Source organism: Ihubacter massiliensis, assembly GCF_024125305.1.
Classification (GTDB): domain Bacteria; phylum Bacillota; class Clostridia; order Peptostreptococcales; family Anaerovoracaceae; genus Hominibacterium; species Hominibacterium faecale.
Map to the genome: position 1 here is coordinate 730,630 of NZ_JAMXVH010000001.1, position 17,677 is coordinate 748,306.

General features: G+C 47.1%; 24 protein-coding genes. All 24 read left to right on the plus strand.

Translation table 11 applies throughout. The features are described 5' to 3' along the window. Window positions 1-5: 5 nt before the first annotated feature. The 24 genes from NIA71_RS03245 (at window position 6) to NIA71_RS03360 (ending at window position 17,676) form a co-directional block, all read left to right on the plus strand. On the plus strand, window positions 6-1,697 hold the full coding sequence (locus NIA71_RS03245; protein ID WP_148395162.1) for a ribonuclease J: 1,692 nt from the start codon (window positions 6-8) through the stop codon (window positions 1,695-1,697). Window position 1,698: 1 nt separating this feature from the next. Then, window positions 1,699-2,061, plus strand: a complete 363-nt coding sequence (locus NIA71_RS03250; RefSeq protein WP_148395163.1) for a YlbF family regulator — start codon at window positions 1,699-1,701, stop codon at window positions 2,059-2,061. After that, window positions 2,042-2,740, plus strand: coding sequence for a M24 family metallopeptidase (locus tag NIA71_RS03255; protein WP_148395164.1), 699 nt, complete (start codon window positions 2,042-2,044; stop codon window positions 2,738-2,740). Before NIA71_RS03250 ends, NIA71_RS03255 begins: the two co-directional genes overlap by 20 nt. Window positions 2,741-2,774: 34 nt before the next feature. Next, window positions 2,775-3,335, plus strand: a complete 561-nt coding sequence (efp, locus tag NIA71_RS03260; RefSeq protein ID WP_148395165.1) for an elongation factor P — start codon at window positions 2,775-2,777, stop codon at window positions 3,333-3,335. 150 nt (window positions 3,336-3,485) lie between these two features. Beyond that, the gene (gene mltG / locus NIA71_RS03265) at window positions 3,486-4,559 is read left to right on the plus strand and encodes an endolytic transglycosylase MltG (protein ID WP_148395166.1); all 1,074 of its coding nucleotides are present in this window, start codon (window positions 3,486-3,488) and stop codon (window positions 4,557-4,559) included. Then, window positions 4,560-5,204, plus strand: coding sequence for an O-methyltransferase (locus NIA71_RS03270; protein WP_148395167.1), 645 nt, complete (start codon window positions 4,560-4,562; stop codon window positions 5,202-5,204). It abuts the gene before it with no gap. A gap of 1 nt (window position 5,205) precedes the next feature. Next, window positions 5,206-6,429, plus strand: coding sequence for a peptidase U32 family protein (locus NIA71_RS03275; RefSeq protein WP_148395168.1), 1,224 nt, complete (start codon window positions 5,206-5,208; stop codon window positions 6,427-6,429). 6 nt (window positions 6,430-6,435) lie between these two features. Further along, a complete protein-coding gene (locus tag NIA71_RS03280; RefSeq protein WP_253019672.1) occupies window positions 6,436-7,851 on the plus strand; it encodes a hemolysin family protein in 1,416 nt (471 codons plus the stop codon). A gap of 70 nt (window positions 7,852-7,921) precedes the next feature. After that, a complete protein-coding gene (locus tag NIA71_RS03285; protein WP_227755175.1) occupies window positions 7,922-8,530 on the plus strand; it encodes an HD domain-containing protein in 609 nt (202 codons plus the stop codon). A 118-nt stretch (window positions 8,531-8,648) separates the two neighbouring features. Then, complete coding sequence (locus NIA71_RS03290; RefSeq protein ID WP_148395170.1) at window positions 8,649-8,969, plus strand: hypothetical protein; 321 nt, start codon at window positions 8,649-8,651, stop codon at window positions 8,967-8,969. Window positions 8,970-9,216: 247 nt separating this feature from the next. Continuing rightward, the gene (gene spoIIIAA, locus NIA71_RS03295; RefSeq protein ID WP_148395171.1) at window positions 9,217-10,110 is read left to right on the plus strand and encodes a stage III sporulation protein AA; all 894 of its coding nucleotides are present in this window, start codon (window positions 9,217-9,219) and stop codon (window positions 10,108-10,110) included. Then, entirely contained in the window at window positions 10,103-10,621 is a 519-nt protein-coding gene (locus NIA71_RS03300; protein ID WP_148395172.1) for a stage III sporulation protein AB, read from the plus strand. The genes spoIIIAA and NIA71_RS03300 overlap by 8 nt, the downstream gene beginning before the upstream one ends. Before the next feature lie 25 nt (window positions 10,622-10,646). Next, window positions 10,647-10,841 (plus strand): stage III sporulation protein AC, encoded by a 195-nt coding sequence (spoIIIAC, locus tag NIA71_RS03305; RefSeq protein ID WP_148395352.1) that lies wholly within the window; start codon window positions 10,647-10,649, stop codon window positions 10,839-10,841. A gap of 12 nt (window positions 10,842-10,853) precedes the next feature. Then, complete coding sequence (locus NIA71_RS03310; RefSeq protein WP_148395173.1) at window positions 10,854-11,237, plus strand: SpoIIIAC/SpoIIIAD family protein; 384 nt, start codon at window positions 10,854-10,856, stop codon at window positions 11,235-11,237. A 12-nt stretch (window positions 11,238-11,249) separates the two neighbouring features. Beyond that, on the plus strand, window positions 11,250-12,344 hold the full coding sequence (gene spoIIIAE / locus NIA71_RS03315; RefSeq protein WP_253019673.1) for a stage III sporulation protein AE: 1,095 nt from the start codon (window positions 11,250-11,252) through the stop codon (window positions 12,342-12,344). Continuing rightward, complete coding sequence (locus NIA71_RS03320; protein ID WP_227755173.1) at window positions 12,335-12,502, plus strand: stage III sporulation protein AF; 168 nt, start codon at window positions 12,335-12,337, stop codon at window positions 12,500-12,502. The genes spoIIIAE and NIA71_RS03320 overlap by 10 nt, the downstream gene beginning before the upstream one ends. A 41-nt stretch (window positions 12,503-12,543) precedes the next feature. After that, window positions 12,544-12,942, plus strand: coding sequence for a hypothetical protein (locus NIA71_RS03325; RefSeq protein ID WP_148395176.1), 399 nt, complete (start codon window positions 12,544-12,546; stop codon window positions 12,940-12,942). Continuing rightward, window positions 12,939-13,577 (plus strand): SpoIIIAH-like family protein, encoded by a 639-nt coding sequence (locus NIA71_RS03330; protein WP_148395177.1) that lies wholly within the window; start codon window positions 12,939-12,941, stop codon window positions 13,575-13,577. Before NIA71_RS03325 ends, NIA71_RS03330 begins: the two co-directional genes overlap by 4 nt. 52 nt (window positions 13,578-13,629) lie before the next feature. Beyond that, entirely contained in the window at window positions 13,630-14,007 is a 378-nt protein-coding gene (locus NIA71_RS03335) for an Asp23/Gls24 family envelope stress response protein (protein WP_148395178.1), read from the plus strand. Beyond that, a complete protein-coding gene (gene nusB / locus NIA71_RS03340; RefSeq protein WP_227755172.1) occupies window positions 14,000-14,404 on the plus strand; it encodes a transcription antitermination factor NusB in 405 nt (134 codons plus the stop codon). The genes NIA71_RS03335 and nusB overlap by 8 nt, the downstream gene beginning before the upstream one ends. Continuing rightward, window positions 14,397-15,368: an O-sialoglycoprotein endopeptidase gene (locus NIA71_RS03345; protein ID WP_148395180.1), complete on the plus strand. Its 972-nt coding sequence runs from the start codon at window positions 14,397-14,399 to the stop codon at window positions 15,366-15,368. The genes nusB and NIA71_RS03345 overlap by 8 nt, the downstream gene beginning before the upstream one ends. Then, a complete protein-coding gene (xseA, locus tag NIA71_RS03350) occupies window positions 15,359-16,582 on the plus strand; it encodes an exodeoxyribonuclease VII large subunit (RefSeq protein ID WP_148395181.1) in 1,224 nt (407 codons plus the stop codon). Before NIA71_RS03345 ends, xseA begins: the two co-directional genes overlap by 10 nt. Then, entirely contained in the window at window positions 16,569-16,766 is a 198-nt protein-coding gene (xseB, locus tag NIA71_RS03355) for an exodeoxyribonuclease VII small subunit (protein WP_148395182.1), read from the plus strand. Before xseA ends, xseB begins: the two co-directional genes overlap by 14 nt. Before the next feature lie 13 nt (window positions 16,767-16,779). Beyond that, window positions 16,780-17,676: a polyprenyl synthetase family protein gene (locus tag NIA71_RS03360; protein WP_148395183.1), complete on the plus strand. Its 897-nt coding sequence runs from the start codon at window positions 16,780-16,782 to the stop codon at window positions 17,674-17,676. Window position 17,677 lies beyond the last annotated feature (1 nt).

Sequence of the window (17,677 nt, forward strand, 5' to 3'; positions counted from 1 at the left end):
AATTTATGAAAACAAAACAACAGAATACGAATAACAACAGAGGCGGAGCAGCGCTGAAAATCATCCCCCTGGGCGGACTCAACGAGATCGGAAAAAATATGACCGTCCTGGAATACAAGGATGAGATACTGGTCATTGACTGTGGTCTGTCCTTTCCCGATGATGATATGTTCGGGATTGATATGGTTATCCCTGATTTTTCCTATCTGGTTCAGAATCGGAAAAAAATCAAGGGCATCGTGATCACCCACGGTCACGAGGACCATATCGGCGCCGTCCCTTATCTGCTGAAAGTGCTCAACGTACCCATCTACGGGACCAGGTTCCCGCTGGGGCTGATCGAAAACAAGCTGAAGGAGCACGGATTAAAAGGGAAGCTGCACCCCATCAAGGCCGGACAGAAATTCAAGCTGGGCGTCTTTGAGGTGGAAACGCTGAGGATCACCCACTCGATCGTGGATTCCATCTGCCTCTGTATCAACACGCCTGCCGGAAGGATTTTCCATACCGGCGATTTTAAGATCGACTATACGCCGGTGGACGGGGAACCCCTCGATTTTGCCAGGCTGGCGGAGCTGGGTTCAAAGGGCGTGCTCCTGATGATGGCCGACAGCACCAACGCCACCAGACCGGGGTATACCTCATCGGAAAAGGTGGTCGGCCGCACGCTGGAAGATATTTTCCGCAGATCCCAGACCAGGATCCTGATCGCCACCTTCTCTTCCAACGTCCACCGAATTCAGAAGATTATTGATATCGCCGTAATGTGCAAACGGAAAGTGGCTGTCTCCGGCAGGAGCATGGTTAACGTGGTGGCTCTGGCCCAGGAATTGGGATACATTAAGATTCCTGCCAATGTGCTGGTTGATATCAACAAGACAAGAAATATACCGGATAAAGATCTTGTGATCATAACGACTGGAAGTCAGGGCGAGCCCATGTCGGCATTGTCCCGTATGGCTACCAACGACCATAAGGCTGTAAAGATCAAAAAGGGCGACATGGTTATCCTTTCGTCCACACCGGTGCCTGGAAACGAAAAGACCGTTTCCAACGTGGTAAACAAGCTCTTTGAGAAGGGGGCGGAGGTCATCTATTCGGATATTGCCGATATCCATGTTTCTGGCCATGCCTGCCAGGAAGAGCTGAAGCTGATGCACTCTCTCATACGGCCCAAGTATTTCATGCCTGTACACGGAGAGTACCGCCACTTGAAAAAGCATTCGGAAATTGCCCAGTCCCTGGGAATGCCGGAGAGCAAAATCTTCATTCTGGAAAACGGTGATGAGCTGGATGTGAACAGACGTCAAGCGAAAATCGTCACCAGTGTGGCGGAGGCCGAAGGCGTGATGGTTGACGGTCTGGGAGTAGGAGATGTAGGCAACATCGTGCTCAGAGACAGGCGGCTCCTTTCCGAATCGGGATTGATCATTGTGGTCGCTGCCATTGACCGGCAGAATAATTGCGTCTCCTCTGGTCCGGACATTATTTCCAGAGGGTTTGTCTATGTGCGGGAAAATGAAAAGCTCATCGACGATGCCTGCGATCTGGCGGCGGATATTTTGGAAAAATGCTGCAAAAAGAACGTGCGCGACTGGAATGCTATGAAAACTGCCGTCCGCGACGGCCTGAGAAGCTATATTTATAATAAGACCATGAGAAGTCCGGTGATTTTGCCGATATTTTTGGAGGTATAAAATGAATGTATATGATGAGGCCCACAAATTAAACCAGGCCATCAAGGAATCAGAAGAATACAAACAGTATCAGGCTGTAAAGGAGAAAATCAAAGGAAATACTCAGTTGGAACAGACGCTTAACGATTTTAAAACCAAACAAATTTCCATGCAGGCCCAGCAGATGATGGAAGGCCAGATGAATCAGGAGGCAATGGCCCAAATCCAGCAGCTTTCCATGGTCCTGATGCAGGATCCGCTGGCTGCTGAATATTTGCAATGCGAAATGCGGTTTTCCCTGATGATCAATGATGTCTATCAAATCCTTTCGGAAGTGATCGATTTGGGATTAGGGGGTGTGCTCGGTGGAAAACAGAATGATTAAGACTCCTGACGAGATTTTAAAAATCATGAAAGCAGAAGCCATGGGCGATATGTGCTTCTCCCACATCCTGGATTTTATCAAGGTAGGCATGACGGAGCTTGAGGTTGCAGGTGAGATTGAACGGGTGCTGCTGGCGCTTGGCGCGGAAGGCCTTTCTTTTCCAACCATCTGCGTTTCCGGTACAAGAACTGAATTTCCCCATGGGGAGCCTACGGATAAAGTGATTATGGAAGGCGATTTGGTTACTATAGATATGGGCGCGGTCGTGGACGGCTATTGCGGAGATATGACCAGAACCGTGGCTATGAATTACATCCGCGATGATCAGCAGGAAGTATACGATGTGGTTCTTCGCTCCCAGGAGGCCGGCCTTGCTGCCGTCAAATCCGGTGTCAGATGCTTTGATGTGGACAAGGTTTGCAGGGACATCATCGCAGACGCCGGTTACGGAGAATACTACATTCACGGCACCGGACACGGGGTGGGCACGGAGGTCCATGAGGCTCCCACCCTCAATACCAAAAGCGATGAAGTTCTGGCGGAATATATGCCGGTTACAATTGAGCCGGGTATTTACATACCTGGAAATTTCGGAGTGCGGATTGAGGACTTGGCAATCGTTACAGACTTTGGTATAATAAATACGACTAAGTCTTGTAAAGAGCTGATTATACTCTAATTAAAAATACAAATTTAAGAAAGGTCGAGAATTTATGATTTATGCAGGTGATTTTAGAAAAGGTATTACATTTGAAATTAACGGCGAACCCCATGTTGTTCTGGATTTCCAGCACGTTAAACCGGGCAAGGGGGCTGCTTTTGTAAGAACCAAATACAGAAACATCCTTACGGGAGCCACCAGAGAAGAAGCCTTCAACCCCAATGACAAGTTCCCCAAAGCCCATATTGAAACCAAGACCATGCAGTATCTGTATAATGACGGAGATCTCTATTACTTCATGGATCCGGAGTCATATGAACAGATTCCTCTGCCTTTTGAACAGGTGGAAGATGCGATGAATTATTTGAGGGAGAATGATGAGGCAACAATTAAATTCTACAAGGGCAGCGCTTTCCTTGTGGAAGCGCCCAACTTCGTCGATTTGAAGGTTATCGAGACAGAGCCCGGCGTAAAAGGAGACACTGCCACCAACGTAACAAAGGCAGCTACTGTTGAAACCGGCGCGGTCGTTCACGTTCCTATTTTCATCGAAGAGGGTGAAATCATCCAAATCGATACCAGAACCGGAGAATACCTGGGAAGATCCAAATAAACAATCAAACCGGAGGGACGTTTTGGCGTCCCTTTCTGCGTATTATACGGTCAATCAAGGGTGCTTTTCCGTACGGGCGGCAAGTCATTGACACTTTTAAATGGAGCAGATGGAATATCAGCAATTATTGCAGAAACGAGGACAAACGAGATGAGAAGGGCGAATCAGGGTAATCGAGGCGGGCTTGGGATCCGGCTTGTGATCATATTAGCGATAATCGTAATCATTTTAGCAGGGGGGCTTTTTTTCTACGTGCACGGTATTTCGGCCACCGATCCTGGCAATCAGGAAAAAGTGAGCATTACCGTTGAGCCGGGGACCGGGGTCATGCAGATCCTCAACCAGCTGGACGAGGCCGGGCTGGTTGAAAACAAATTCTGCGGAAAGGTTTATGTCAAGCTGGCATCACCGGACAAGATTCAGGCGAATACTTATGTGCTCAGCAAGGATATGACTCTGACGGAAATCTTTTCCGCAATGGACAGCGGGGATCCTGCGTATATTTCCCAGTCCAAATTCACGATCATAGAAGGCGCCACCATTCCCCAGGCCGCAGAAGCCATCGCCGATGAATCGGGTTTGTCTCAAAAGGCAATTATGAAAAAGTGGTCGGACACAGCCTATTTGAAGAAGCTGATTGAAAAATATTGGTTCCTGACCGATGATTTGCTCAATAAGGACTTGAAATACCCGCTGGAGGGTTATCTCTATCCGGAGACCTATTTCCTCTCTGAAAAGGACCCGGATATTGAAAAAATTACGGAAACCATACTGGACAAGATGGACGAAGAACTGACACCCATCAAGGGCGACATAAAATCAAAATTGAACATGTCCGTTCACCAGTTCCTTTCTTTTGCTTCTGTGGTGGAACGGGAATCCCTTTTTGAGGCTGACCGGCCCAAGATTGCAGGCGTCTTTAAAAACCGCCTGGATCAAGACATGGCTCTTCAGAGCGATATTACCGTTTTGTATGCCCTGGACCGGACCGGAGTCAAGGTTTCCATCAAGGAAACTCAGGTGGACTCCAAATACAATACGTATAAGTATAAGGGGCTTCCTGTAGGCCCAATCTGTGCAGTACCGCGAAGGACGATGGATGACTGCCTCAATTATGAACCCAGCGACTATCTGTTCTTCTTTGCCACAGAAAAAGGAGAGGTGCTCTATTCCAAGACTTATGAAGAGCACCAGAAAATTGTCAAGGAAAATAAATGGTATTAAATGAATATTATAAACGATAAAGTTACTGCATATATCGACGCATTATACCAGCCCATGGACAGCCGCCTGGCCCTTTTGCGGCAGCAGGCGGAGGAGGATAATGTTCCCATTATTCTAAGGGACACGGAGACGTTTTTGATGAATCTTCTGCGCATCCGAAAACCGGTGAAAATCCTGGAGATCGGTACGGCGGTGGGTTATTCGGCAGCTTGTATGGCAAAGACCTGTCCTTTTAGCCGGATTATCACCATCGAAGCCGACCCTCAAATCGGCATGACAGCAAGAAAAAATATTGAAATGCTGGGACTTCAGGATCGGGTTCAGGTGATCCTGGGGCCGGGCCAGGAAGTACTGGATCAGCTCACCGGCCCCTTTGATTTTGTATTCATCGATGCGTCCAAAAGCAATTACCGCACTTTTTGGGATAAAACACTTCCCATATGCTCTTCCGAGGCTGTCATCGTCTGCGATAATGTGCTCTTAAAAGGTATGATCGTTTCCGAAGAATACGATCCGCGAAAAAAACACAAGACCCATATCCGTAAACTGCGGGATTTTCTCACCCATATCACACAGACCGACTGTGCCGACACGTCGCTCCTTCCCATCGGCGACGGCGTTTCTTTTAGTGTATTGAAAGGATAATATGGACAAACTAGAATTACTTGCTCCTGCGGGAGATTTGGAAAAATTAAAAACAGCAGTGGATTACGGCGCAGATGCCGTTTATTTCGGCGGCGAGCTGTTCAGCCTGCGGGCGGGTGCCGGAAATCTTTCCATCGAACAGATGAAGGAGGCAGTCCAATACGCCCATGCCCATCATGTGAAGTGTTATTTGGCCCTCAACATCTTTGCCCATAACGAGGATGTTCTTCCCTTGGAAGACTATCTGCTGAAGATTAAAGCGCTGGAGATTGACGCCTTCATCGTTTCTGATCCAGGTATTATGCTGATGATTCGGGCGGTGATGCCGGATGCGGAGATTCATCTTTCCACCCAGGCCAATATGACCAATTACAAGACGGCGCAGTTCTGGAAGAACCAGGGCGTAAAAAGAATCGTGCTGGCCCGCGAGCTGACCTTTGATGAAATACGTCATCTGCGGGCCCAGCAGCCGGATCTGGAACTGGAAGCCTTTGTTCAGGGGGCCATGTGCATTTCTTATTCGGGCCGCTGCCTGCTCAGCAATTTTATGATCGAACGGGATGCCAACCGGGGCCAGTGCGCCCACCCGTGCAGGTGGAAATACGCGCTGGTGGAGGAACAGCGCCCCGGCGAATATTATCCCATAGAAGAGGATGAGCGGGGCACCTATATTCTCAATTCCCGCGATCTGTGTATGATCGATCATATTCCCGATCTGGTGGAGGCCGGTATCGCATCTGCCAAAATCGAAGGCCGGATGAAGAGCAGCTTTTATGTTGCTACAGTTGTCGGGGCTTATCGAAAAGCGATCGATGCTTATTACCAGGACCCTGCCGGATATGAATTCCGCAAGGAATGGATGGATGAATTGAAAAAGGTCAGCCATCGGGAATTCACCACCGGTTTTTATTACAACCAGCCCACCAACCAGGATCAGAACTACCAGACCAGTGCCTATACGAGAAACTATAGTTTTATCGGTGTGGTGAAGGATTACGATCCTCAAACCGGGATGGCGATTGTGGAACAACGAAATAAAATGACGGTAGGGGAGGAGATCGAAGTCTTCGGCCCCCATACCGATTTTTTTAAACAAACACTGGAAGTGCTGCTGGATGAAGAAGGAAATGCCATTGAATCGGCGCCCCATCCCCAGCAAATCCTTCAAATCAAGATGGAGCATCCAGTCAGTGCAAACTTTATGTTACGAAAGCGAAAGGAGTAAAAACCAATGTCAGGTTCTGACCCCGGGTCGCCTTTGGCGGTCCAATTTCTGTTTCTATTTGTTTTAATTATCATCAATGCCTTTTTCGCCGCGGCGGAAATGGCAGTCGTATCTGTGAACAAGAACAAGATCAAAGTTCTTGCCCAGGAGGGGAATAAGCGGGCAATCGCCGTGCAGAAACTTCTGGAGAATCCCAATGTTTTTTTGTCGACCATTCAGGTTGCCATTACCCTGGCGGGCTTTCTGGCCAGCGCTTCTGCTGCAGTGGGCATGTCTGACGATCTGGGTGACTGGCTGATGGGCTTTGGCCTTTCCAAAACGGTTGCCAACGATTTGGCAGTGGTTATTGTGACCATTATATTGTCCTATGTTACCCTGGTTCTCGGTGAGCTTTTTCCAAAACGGATTGCCCTTCAGCACTCTGAACGGGTTGCCATGCTGGTGGTTCGGCCGATTAACGCCATCGCTTTTTGCTCCAAACCTTTTGTTTGGTTCTTGTCGGCATCGGTCAATGTGCTTTTGCGGATTACCAGGCAGAAGGTGGACATGGATAACGAGGAGTTTTCTGAGGACGAAGTCATGTCCATGCTGGAAGTCGGGCAGGAGAGCGGCGTGCTGAAAGAAGAGGGAAAGAAGATGATTAACAGTATCTTCGCCTTTGATGACAAACTGGCCTATGAGGTGATGACGCCCCGTACAGAAGTGTTCTCTATCGATATCAACGACCCCACTGAGGAATATATTGACGAACTGATGGAGCTGCGCTATTCAAGGATTCCGGTTTACGATGACGACAGCGACAAGATCATCGGTATCCTCAATATCAAAGACTATCTGATTAAGGCAAGGGATACTGGATTTGAAAACGTGGACATCGCGGCCATTCTTCGCAAACCGTATTTTGTACCGGAGACAAAGAATATTGACTCACTTTTTTTTGAACTGCAAAAGACCAAACAGCAAATCGCGATTTTGATCGACGAGTACGGCGGTTTTTCTGGTATTGTCACTATGGAAGACATCATCGAGGAAGTTATGGGCGATATTGATGACGAATACGATGAAGAAGAGCCTGAAATCGAACAAATCGATGAAAATACCTATATGCTCAACGGCGCTGCTGATCTGGACGATATCAACGAGGAGCTGGATATCAATTTGGAGTCAGAGAACAGTGAGACCATCGGCGGCTTTATCATCGATATTCTGGGTGAGATACCGGATGAAGATGAGGATGAAGACCGCATTATCGAGTTTGAAAATTACATTTTCAAAATTGAATCCGTAAAGGATCGAAGAATCGAGAAGGTTAAGCTGTATATTATGCCGAAGAAGGAAGACGAAGATTCTGAGGACAACGACGGAGATGAAAAAGAATCCCGCCGGGAAAAGCGGGCGAAAGAAAAAGATACGGAAAAATAGTTGATCGGGAGCTGCCAATTTATGTGGCAGCTCCCATTTTGGGAGAGCAAGGACTACGAAAGGAGCAAACATGAACAGTCAAAAGGAAGAAATAGATAGACTAGAAAAACAGTTTTCGTTTATTAAAGAGATCGACAAGGAGAAAAAGATTACCCGGCAGACCTACATATCCAGCGGAGAAAGAATGGAAAACGATGCCGAGCATGCGTGGCATATGGCGATCATGACCTTACTGTTGAGCGAGTATGCCAATGAAAACATCGATATTTTAAAAACCATATCCATGCTGCTGATACATGATTTGGTGGAAATTGACGCTGGTGATACCTATGCTTATGATGAAGCAGGCAAAGCTTCACAGCGGCAGCGGGAAGAACAGGCGGCCGAGCGGATTTTCGGGTTGCTGCCGCAGGATCAGGGAAAGAAGATGCGAGCTTTATGGGATGAATTTGAAAAAGGAGAGACAGCGGAAGCAAAGTTCGCCCATGCTATGGACAACATTCAGCCGGTTATGCTCAACGCAGAGACCGACGGAAAAGCCTGGGCAGAGCGGAACATCCATTTATCCCAAATCCTCAAACGAAACCAGGCAACTGCAGAAGGCTCGGACACTTTATGGAACTACGCCTATCATCATTTCATCATGCCCAATGTGGAGAAGGGGCGGATCAAAGAATGATTGCCTTGATTACGATCTACATGAAAATATTGTAAATTAATTACATAAAATAACATATATTGCTTGAAAGCTCGTAAAAGATGTGCTAGAATTAAGAAAAAAAGAAGGAGGTGAAAGTATGGAGCAGGAATTAAAGAACATGTTGACTTTGATTTATGAGGAAGTAAAGGAATTGAAAGTGCGAGTGACCAATCTGGAAACCCAGACAACTTCCCTTAGAGAAGATCTGGAAACCCGGACAACTTCTCTGAGAAACGATCTGCAAGCACAGATAAATTCTCTGAGAGAAGAACTGGACAAACGCACATCGGCGCTGGATCAGCAGGCAAAACGCCATTTCGAGATCCTCGAAAGAGATTTAGGCGGAGCCCTGGATTGGGGCAAATATCTGCAAGAAAAGAAAGTTGACAAAGAAGCCTTAAAACAAGCAGCCGTATAGACTGCAAAACCAAGTTGTCACCGGGTGGGACCGGCAGTATTGTGACAGCAGAATTTTAAAAGTACCCACTTTTAAGCAAGCATTACAGAATAAAAATCTGTACATGGTTGCTTTTTTTATGCAAAAAATAACTATAGATTGTGAGAGCGGGCCGCTCTCTTTTTTCTGACCCTGATCTAAAAAAATCTGTAATAAAACCTTGTCCCAGGAATATGATGTATAAACAAAAGGGAAAAGGGGTGTTTTGATGAACAACTTGGAACAAATTTTAAATAAACTTCCGGATAATATCAGGGGGCCGGTCATGGATCTGCCGCAAACAATTCTCAATAATTTGGAGGAAATCAGAATAAAGGCTGAAAATGATATACGGGTCCTGTCAAAGAATCAGGAAATCGTAGTAGCGCTGAAAAAAAATGCGCTGGTTACCAGAGAAGATTTGGATACCATTTTAAATAACCTGCTGAACTATTCCTATTATGCCTATGAAGAAGAACTGGCAAAGGGTTACATAACCATCGAAGGCGGGCACAGAGTCGGAGTCTGCGGCAGGGCCGTTTTGGACAAGGGGAAAGTTTGCCTGATCAAGGAAATCTCATCCCTCAACATTAGACGCAGCAGAGAGATCATCGGCGTGGCAGATCGGGTGATCCCTCATATTCTGGACAAAAACAACGGCCTGCTCGCCAACACTTTGATTGTTTCACCGCCCAAATGCGGTAAAACCACATTACTTCGGGATCTGGTGCGCGTACTCAGCTACAAGGGCTATAAAGTAGGTCTGTGTGATGAACGCTCGGAGATTGCCGGCTCTTACTTGGGAAAACCCTCCTATGATTTAGGGCCCAGGACCGATGTGCTGGACGGATGCCCCAAAGCAGAAGGGATGACCATGCTGATTCGGGCAATGTCACCGGATGTGGTGGTCACCGATGAAATCGGGAAAACTGAGGATGTTTCTGCCATCGAAACGGCTGTTTGTGCCGGTGTCAGCATTCTGACAACGATTCACGGAAAAAATTACGATGACGTGATCGCTTCCAATATTGGACCGCTGGTTTCGAAAGGCGTTTTTTCCAGGATTGTGTTTCTGACCAACGATCCGCGGACGGGTACCATCGACGAGGTCCTTCATGCTTAAGGGAATTCTATGTCTGATCATCGTCTTTGCCTGCGGAGGACTGGGGCTTTTGAAAGCGCAGACATACAGCGCCCGGTTGGAAGACCTGGCGGATCTTAAGGATATGATCCACATTCTGCAGACCGAGATGAGCTATCGCAAGGATCCTCTCCCCAATGCCTTTGCACGTATCGCCTCATATAAGGATAATCGGGCAATGGATCTCTTGCGAAGGTGCAGCGATTCCATGAAAGAAAGTCTGGATTTAAAACAATGCTGGGAACAGGCCGTAAAGTACGCTTACGAAAAGAGCGGCAGCTGTCTGACCGGCGAGGATCTGGTCATTCTCAAAGATTTGGGACTGCAGCTGGGGAAAAGCGACATCAAAGGACAGGCTGCTATGTTTGCCCTTACAGAAACTAAGCTGGAAAATCAAATCGAGCAGGCGACCAAGGAGAAAGAGAGCAAGGGAAAGATGTACAAAGGCTTGGGATTTTCCATCGGCATCGTCATTGCGATCATTTTGATTTAACAGCAAAACAGGAGATAAATCTATGATGGATATCGATATTATATTTAAAATTGCGGCGATCGGCATCGCTATAGCCGTGCTCAATCAAATTCTGATCCGGGCGGGCAGGGAAGAGCAGGCCATGATGACTACCCTGGCGGGAATCGTCATCGTGCTCTTCCTGGTCGTCCAGATGATCAGTGAATTCTTTGACACAGTCAAAACATTGTTTCAGTTTTAAGGGGGACAGCCTATGGAAATCATGAAAATCGTTGCCATCGCCATAGGCGGAGTCATCATGGCAGCCGTCGTAAAAAACTTCAAGCCTGAATTTTCCATCTACGTGGTTCTGGCTACCGTGATCATTATTTTTCTCATGGCGCTGGACAAATTGACTACTGTGTTTCAATTTTTGGGAACTGTGTATGGAGAAATGACTTATGGGAAAAATTTCTTTCCTATTATTATAAAAGTTTTGGTGGTGGCATATCTGGCTGACTTTACAGCACAGCTCTGTAAAGACGCCGGGGAAAGCGCCATCGCAGGAAAAGTGGAGCTGGCAGGAAAAATTGTGATCTTTTATCTGTCCATGCCTATCCTCCTGGCGATCCTGGAACTGATCAATTCTGTGCTGTAAGGGGGAATATATTTGGATTACGATTCGATCTTACAAGAACAAATGGGAAAGATGGACCTCTCCGAGCTGGAACAGATCATGGACGATGCGGCAAAACAGAGCAACGGACTTTTTTCTTCCATGTCCACCGATGATATTGTTCAAAGCTTTATCGACGGCAAACCGCTCTTTGACTCGGAGGTCATCATGAACAACCTCCTCGACGTCTTTTTATATGAAATCAAGGCGGGACTGATACTGGGCGTGGAAATCATCAGCATTTGCATTGTGATGGGTTTGCTTAAAAATTTTTCCAATTCTTTTGGGGACAAACCGGTGTCTACTTTGGGGACAGTTGTATGCAGCTGTTTAGTCATTACTCTTTGCTTAAAAAACTTCATGACGACATACGACGCATGTTTGGATACACTCAACATCATGACTAAAACCATGCAGATCCTTCTTCCGATCATGATACCGCTGCTGATCAGCATGGGCGGTTTTTCCTCCGGAGGAGTGCTCAATCCGGTTATCATCGGCGCCATTACCGCTTTTAATACAGCACTGCAAAAGTTCATTCTGCCCATTGTTTTTATTTCCAGCATTTTTATTCTCATTAACAGCTTGACAGAAAAGGATTATGTGAGCAGACTGGCGATCTTTCTGCGAAAGGCAGCGGTCTTCTTCACCGGGCTAGCCGTCACCATCTTTGCCGGATTAACTGCCATTCAGGGGCTGGTAACAAAAACCGCCGACGGACTCCTGGTCAATACGGCTCGTTATTCGGTGGATAACTTTGTACCTATTGTGGGCGGCTTTGCAGCCGATTCCATCGACATGGTCTTAAGCTGTGTGGCTGTAATAAAAAATGGGATCGGTGTGCTGGGAATTATCATCATTTTATGTCTGCTTGCCATGCCAGTATTGAAGATTCTGGCGATCGCGGTTATTTACAAAATCACAGCTATTCTAGTGGGTCCAATCGGTAACAAACAGATTGCAGACAGTTTGGGTGAAATGGGTAGCTCAGTTATCACCATGGCCGTTATTTTGTCCCTATGCGCGCTCATGTTTCTGATTTTTTTGACCATCATCATCGGCATCGGAGGAGGCACCCTATGGAAATGATGAAAGAATGGGTGAAGAACATCTTTATACTCATACTGGCCCTCACCTTTATCGAAATGCTGCTGCCCACCTCCCGAATGGAAAAATACATTAAGTTTATTTTTTCCCTGGTGGTGATGGCTACGATATTGTCGCCGCTTTTGATTTTGCTGGAATAAGCGGCAGAAGGTGAAATATATATATAAGGAGAGTGATCACAATGCTAGAAAAATTAAAAAAAGATCCAAAGATGAAGGATCTGGCAATAAAGATCATCGCCATACTCATCATCATCTCTGTAGCGCTGCTTTCTTTTGACGTATTTACACAGAATAAAGATGGGCGGAAACAGATCATCGATGACGACGGCGGCACCGAAGCACAGCTTTGCAGCATTTTGACTGACATTAAGGGGGTAGGTGCTGTGGATGTGATGCTGCAATATGGTGAAAAAGACCAGATCACAGGAGTCATTGTAACCGCAGAGGGTGCAGATGATCCGGTCGTAAGGAATAATCTGGTCAATGCAGTGAGAGCCGTGTTCAACATACCGGTGTCCAGTGTTATGGTCTTTGAAAAAGACAATACAACTAAAAAGGATGGAGGAAGTGAATCATGAAAAAGCACAACTTTTGGGAAAAGATAAAAAAACATAGAAAATTGATCGGCGGGGCGCTGGTGGTGGCGCTGTGCCTGGGGGTGGTAACGGCCATCGGAGGTGTATTCCCGTCGCCGGACGCGGCGCAGAGCAATCAGGATATTCCCGAGCACGACGGCGATGTTCTTGTGGACAGCATTAATGTTAAGAATGAGAGCGAAACATCTGCCCAGGAAAATAAAAAAGAAACTGAAAAAACAAAAGAACCTGCGCCCGTCACTTCTGATGACGTCAGTGACCTGGAGAATACAGATACTTATTTCGAAGAAATGCGCGCTACCATCAACATGGACAGAAATCAAGTTATTTCCATGCTGACCGATGCGGAAACCACAGCCGACAGCAGCTCGGAAAAAGAAAGCGCCACACAGCAAAAGCTAAAGCTGCTCAAATATATGGAGCAGGAACAAAATGTAGAAAACGCGATTAAGACAAAAAAACTACCCGAATGTCTGGTTCTGATCACAGATAGCGGTGTCAACGTTACCGTTAATAAACAGGACTTGAATCAGTCTGATGTGGCAAAAATCTGTGACGTAATCATGCGGGAAACCGGCAGAAAAGCACCGGAGATCGTTATTCAAAGCAAGTTTTAGACATTGTAATCACGGGGTAAATTTGTTATAATAAGTCCCGAGGTGAAAATGAATGAATGTGGTAAATGAACAGAAATCCGGTACCCTGAAAATCTCCGATGAGGTAATCGCCGTCTGCGCAGCAAATGCTGCCTTAAAGACGGATGGTGTGGCGGAGCTGGCCGGCGGCCTGACCAATGCGCTTTCAAAAAACTTTTTAGGCAAAGAGCTGCTGTACAAGGGCGTAAAGGTTTCTCAGGGTGAGGCCGGTGTGATCATAGACATATTCGTCATTGTGGACTACCAGGTGAATATACCGGCTGTTGCATGGAATATCCAGGAACACGTCAAAAAAGAAGTGGAATCCATGACGGAAATGACGGTAGAAGCTGTAAATATCAATGTACAGGGAGTCCACATACCCGAGGAGGAGGCCCCAATACATGACTAGAACCGAAGCAAGAGAACGATTGATGCAGCTGTTATTTCAGATGGAGATTCAAAACGATTACAGCGATGAGATAAAAAACAACTATATCGACGACCACTTTAAGAACGACCATCAGCTTTCCTACGCGATCAAACTGTGCAATGCGGTCATACAGCATCTGCCTGAGATCGATGCTAAGCTAAATGAGAGCAGTTCCAAATGGAACATTCAGAGGATGGCAAAAGTAGATCTGGCCATAACCAGACTGGCCATGGGAGAAGTTCTTTACATGGACGATATTCCTGATGCGGTGGCAATTAACGAAGCGGTGGATATGGCCAAAAAATACAGCGCGGAAGACTCCAGGAAATTTATCAACGGAGTGCTGGGCCAGATTGTGAAACAGAAACATGCTTAGGAATCGGGACTATGTGCTGGGAATCGATACCAGCAATTACAAGACTTCCGCAGCGATTACAGATGCACAGGGTAAGATTTTATGCGATCTGCGAAAGCTGTTGCATGTAAAACAGGGCGAACGAGGGCTGAGACAGTCAGACGCCCTTTTTCAGCATGTGGAAAACCTGCCAAAGCTTTTGGAAGAAGCGCTGGCAGACGACAGGGCCCGGCGTATCGCAGCAGTCGCCTGTTCTGACCGGCCAAGGCCGCAGGAAGGCTCCTATATGCCGGTATTCAAAGCCGGAATCGGATTTGGACAAGCCGTGGCAGCGGCGCTCCAGGTGCCATTTTTTACCTTTTCCCATCAGGAAGGACACATTGAAGCAATCAAGTCCAGTTCCGGGCTTTCCCATCAAACACGTTTTCTGTGTTACCATTTGTCCGGCGGCACCTGCGAACTTTTGGAAGTCAACGAAGGAAATATTCAAATCATCGGCGGCTCTAAAGATCTTTCTTTCGGACAGGTGATCGATCGGGTCGGCGTCAAACTAGGCCTGAATTTTCCTGCGGGTGAAGAAATGGACCAGCTGGCCATAGGTGCTGAAAAGCCATCTGCCTATTTGAAAAAGATTCCGGCAGACGATTTGTTTTTCAATCTGTCCGGTATCGAAACCCAGTGCGGCAGACAAGCCGAGTTGATGATGCAGCAGGCTTCCACAGAAGAAGAAAAAGCCGAGCTGGTGCGGGAGCTGTTTGATAAAATAACCCGCATTTTAATCGAAATTACGCAAAAGGCCAGCAACGAGACGTCGATAACTAACATTATGTATACCGGAGGAGTTTCCTCCAGCCGCTGCATTAGCGGACAATTGAAAAGACATTTTTCCAATACCGGGATATCCGTAGAATTCGGGCAGCAGCGGCTGTCCCAGGACAATGCTGTGGGTATCGCGCTTCTTGGGGGTAAGAAATTATGGCTATAAAACCAATCAAAGTTTCACAGCTGAACGGATATATTAAGCGGATCCTGCAGACCGATCCGCTCCTTGGAAACGTATCCGTGGTCGGTGAAATTTCAAATCTGAAGTTTCATGGTTCCGGCCACGTCTACTTTTCCCTGAAGGATGCAGACAGCAAGCTCAACTGCTTTCTCCCGCAGCAGCGAGCTGAAGCTTTGCGCTATGAGCTTTCAGAAGGGATGGAAATCACGGCCAGCGGATACATTTATCTGTACGAACGAGGGGGCAGCTATTCGCTCAATATACGCGATATTGAAGTGGCCGGCCTGGGAAACCTCTCCGTTGCCTTTGAAAAACTGAAAGCAAAACTGGAAGCAGAAGGGATTTTTGACGCTGCCCATAAAAAACCAATTCCGTTTTTTCCGGAAAAGATTGCAGTCATTACTTCGGAAACCGGAGCTGCCATTCGAGATATTTTGAAGATTATCAAAAGCAAGAATCATTATACGGACGTGCTGATTTATCCGGTCCTGGTCCAGGGACCGGCGGCAGCCGGACAGATCGCAGAAGCCATCGATCAGGTCAACTGCCTTTTTCCGGAAACGGATACTATCATCGTAGGCAGAGGCGGAGGCTCCATGGAGGAGCTTTGGGCCTTTAATGAGGAAATCGTGGCCCGCAGCATATACCAGTCCAAAATTCCCGTTATTTCCGCAGTGGGCCATGAAACGGACATTACCATTGCCGACTTCGCGGCCGATAAGAGGGCGGAAACGCCGACAGCCGCGGCAGCTATGGCAGTGCCGGATATCGGCGAGCTGAAGATTTATGTGGACAATTTAATGAAAACGCTGGCAGCAGACGCCAATTCCTATATCCGCTATCAGCAGATGCATTTGAAAAGCCTGGATCTGGCGGCCTTTAAAAGAGATTTGGAGAGCCGGATCGTCATGGAACAGATGCGTATTGAGAATTTAAAATCCCAAGCCCAAAACCGGGTTCTAGGAATCATTGCCCAAATGGAGAAAGAGGTCAACCTGCATAAGTCCAGTCTGGAATCTTTCAACCCGGCAGCAATCATGGCCAGAGGATACAGCGCTGTTTTGGATAACAGCCGCAGATTGGTCGGCAGGGCTGAAAAGCTGAGAAAAAACGATCGTATCACCTTGGTTATGAAAGACGGGGAAGCAGACTGCGAAGTGACAGAAATAAGGAGGGACAGCCATGAGCAAAGCTGAAAACAAGCCGAAGTTTGAAGAAATTCTGGCAAAGCTGGAACAAAGCTCGGAAAACTTAAAAAAAGAAAACATCACGCTGGAAGATGCCCTGAAAAATTTCGAAGAAGGAATTGCATATTATGAAGCGTGCAGCGAGATATTAAATAATGCCAAACAAAAAATCGAAACGTATTCCAAGGAATAGAGGGAGGGCTACCATGCCGGAATTAATTAGAAAAAGATATAAAGAACTGATAGAAGAACACATTCTGGATTTCCTGCCGGATATTGATCACAAAAGCATTACGCTCTATGAATCTATGAAATACAGCCTTTCGGCAGGCGGTAAGCGGATACGCCCGATGCTGCTCTTAGCTGCGGCAGAATTTACCGGCTGCAAGCTGGAGGCCGCTATCCCATATGCCTGCGCAGTTGAATATATGCACACTTATTCGCTGATTCACGACGATCTTCCGGCCATGGATGACGATCAGCTGCGAAGAGGTGTTCCAACAAACCATATCATTTACGGCGAAGCCATGGCTATTCTGGCTGGGGACGGACTGCAGTCGGCTGCGTACGAAGCCATGAACAAGGACATGCTCCTTTATTTCGATGATCCCGATAAGCTGAAAAAGCGTATTCGCGCCTCTTATGAGATTGCAAAAGGCTCCGGATGCCGGGGCATGGTGGCCGGTCAAGTGGCTGATATCGAATCGGAGGACAAGGCGTGCTCCCGGGAAATGCTGGACTATATCCATTTGACCAAGACAGCGGCTCTCATCGTGGCGGCAGTTCGTGCGGGAGCACAGCTGGGCGGCGCAGATGCGGAAACGCTCAATAACTTGACCATTTATGCGGAAAATCTGGGCTTGGCTTTCCAGATTGCCGATGACATCCTCGATGTGGTAGGCAGCGAAAAAGAGATGGGAAAAAAGGCCGGTGTGGATCAAGTGAAGAAAAAATCCACCTATCCATCCCTCTATGGACTGGAAGCATCCAAGGCCAAGCTGATGGAGTTGACGGACAACGCCATTGAAGCACTGTCTTCTTACTATGACAATGCAGAATTCTTTACTAAACTAGCAACAGACTTAGCAGTACGAGGCAAATAAG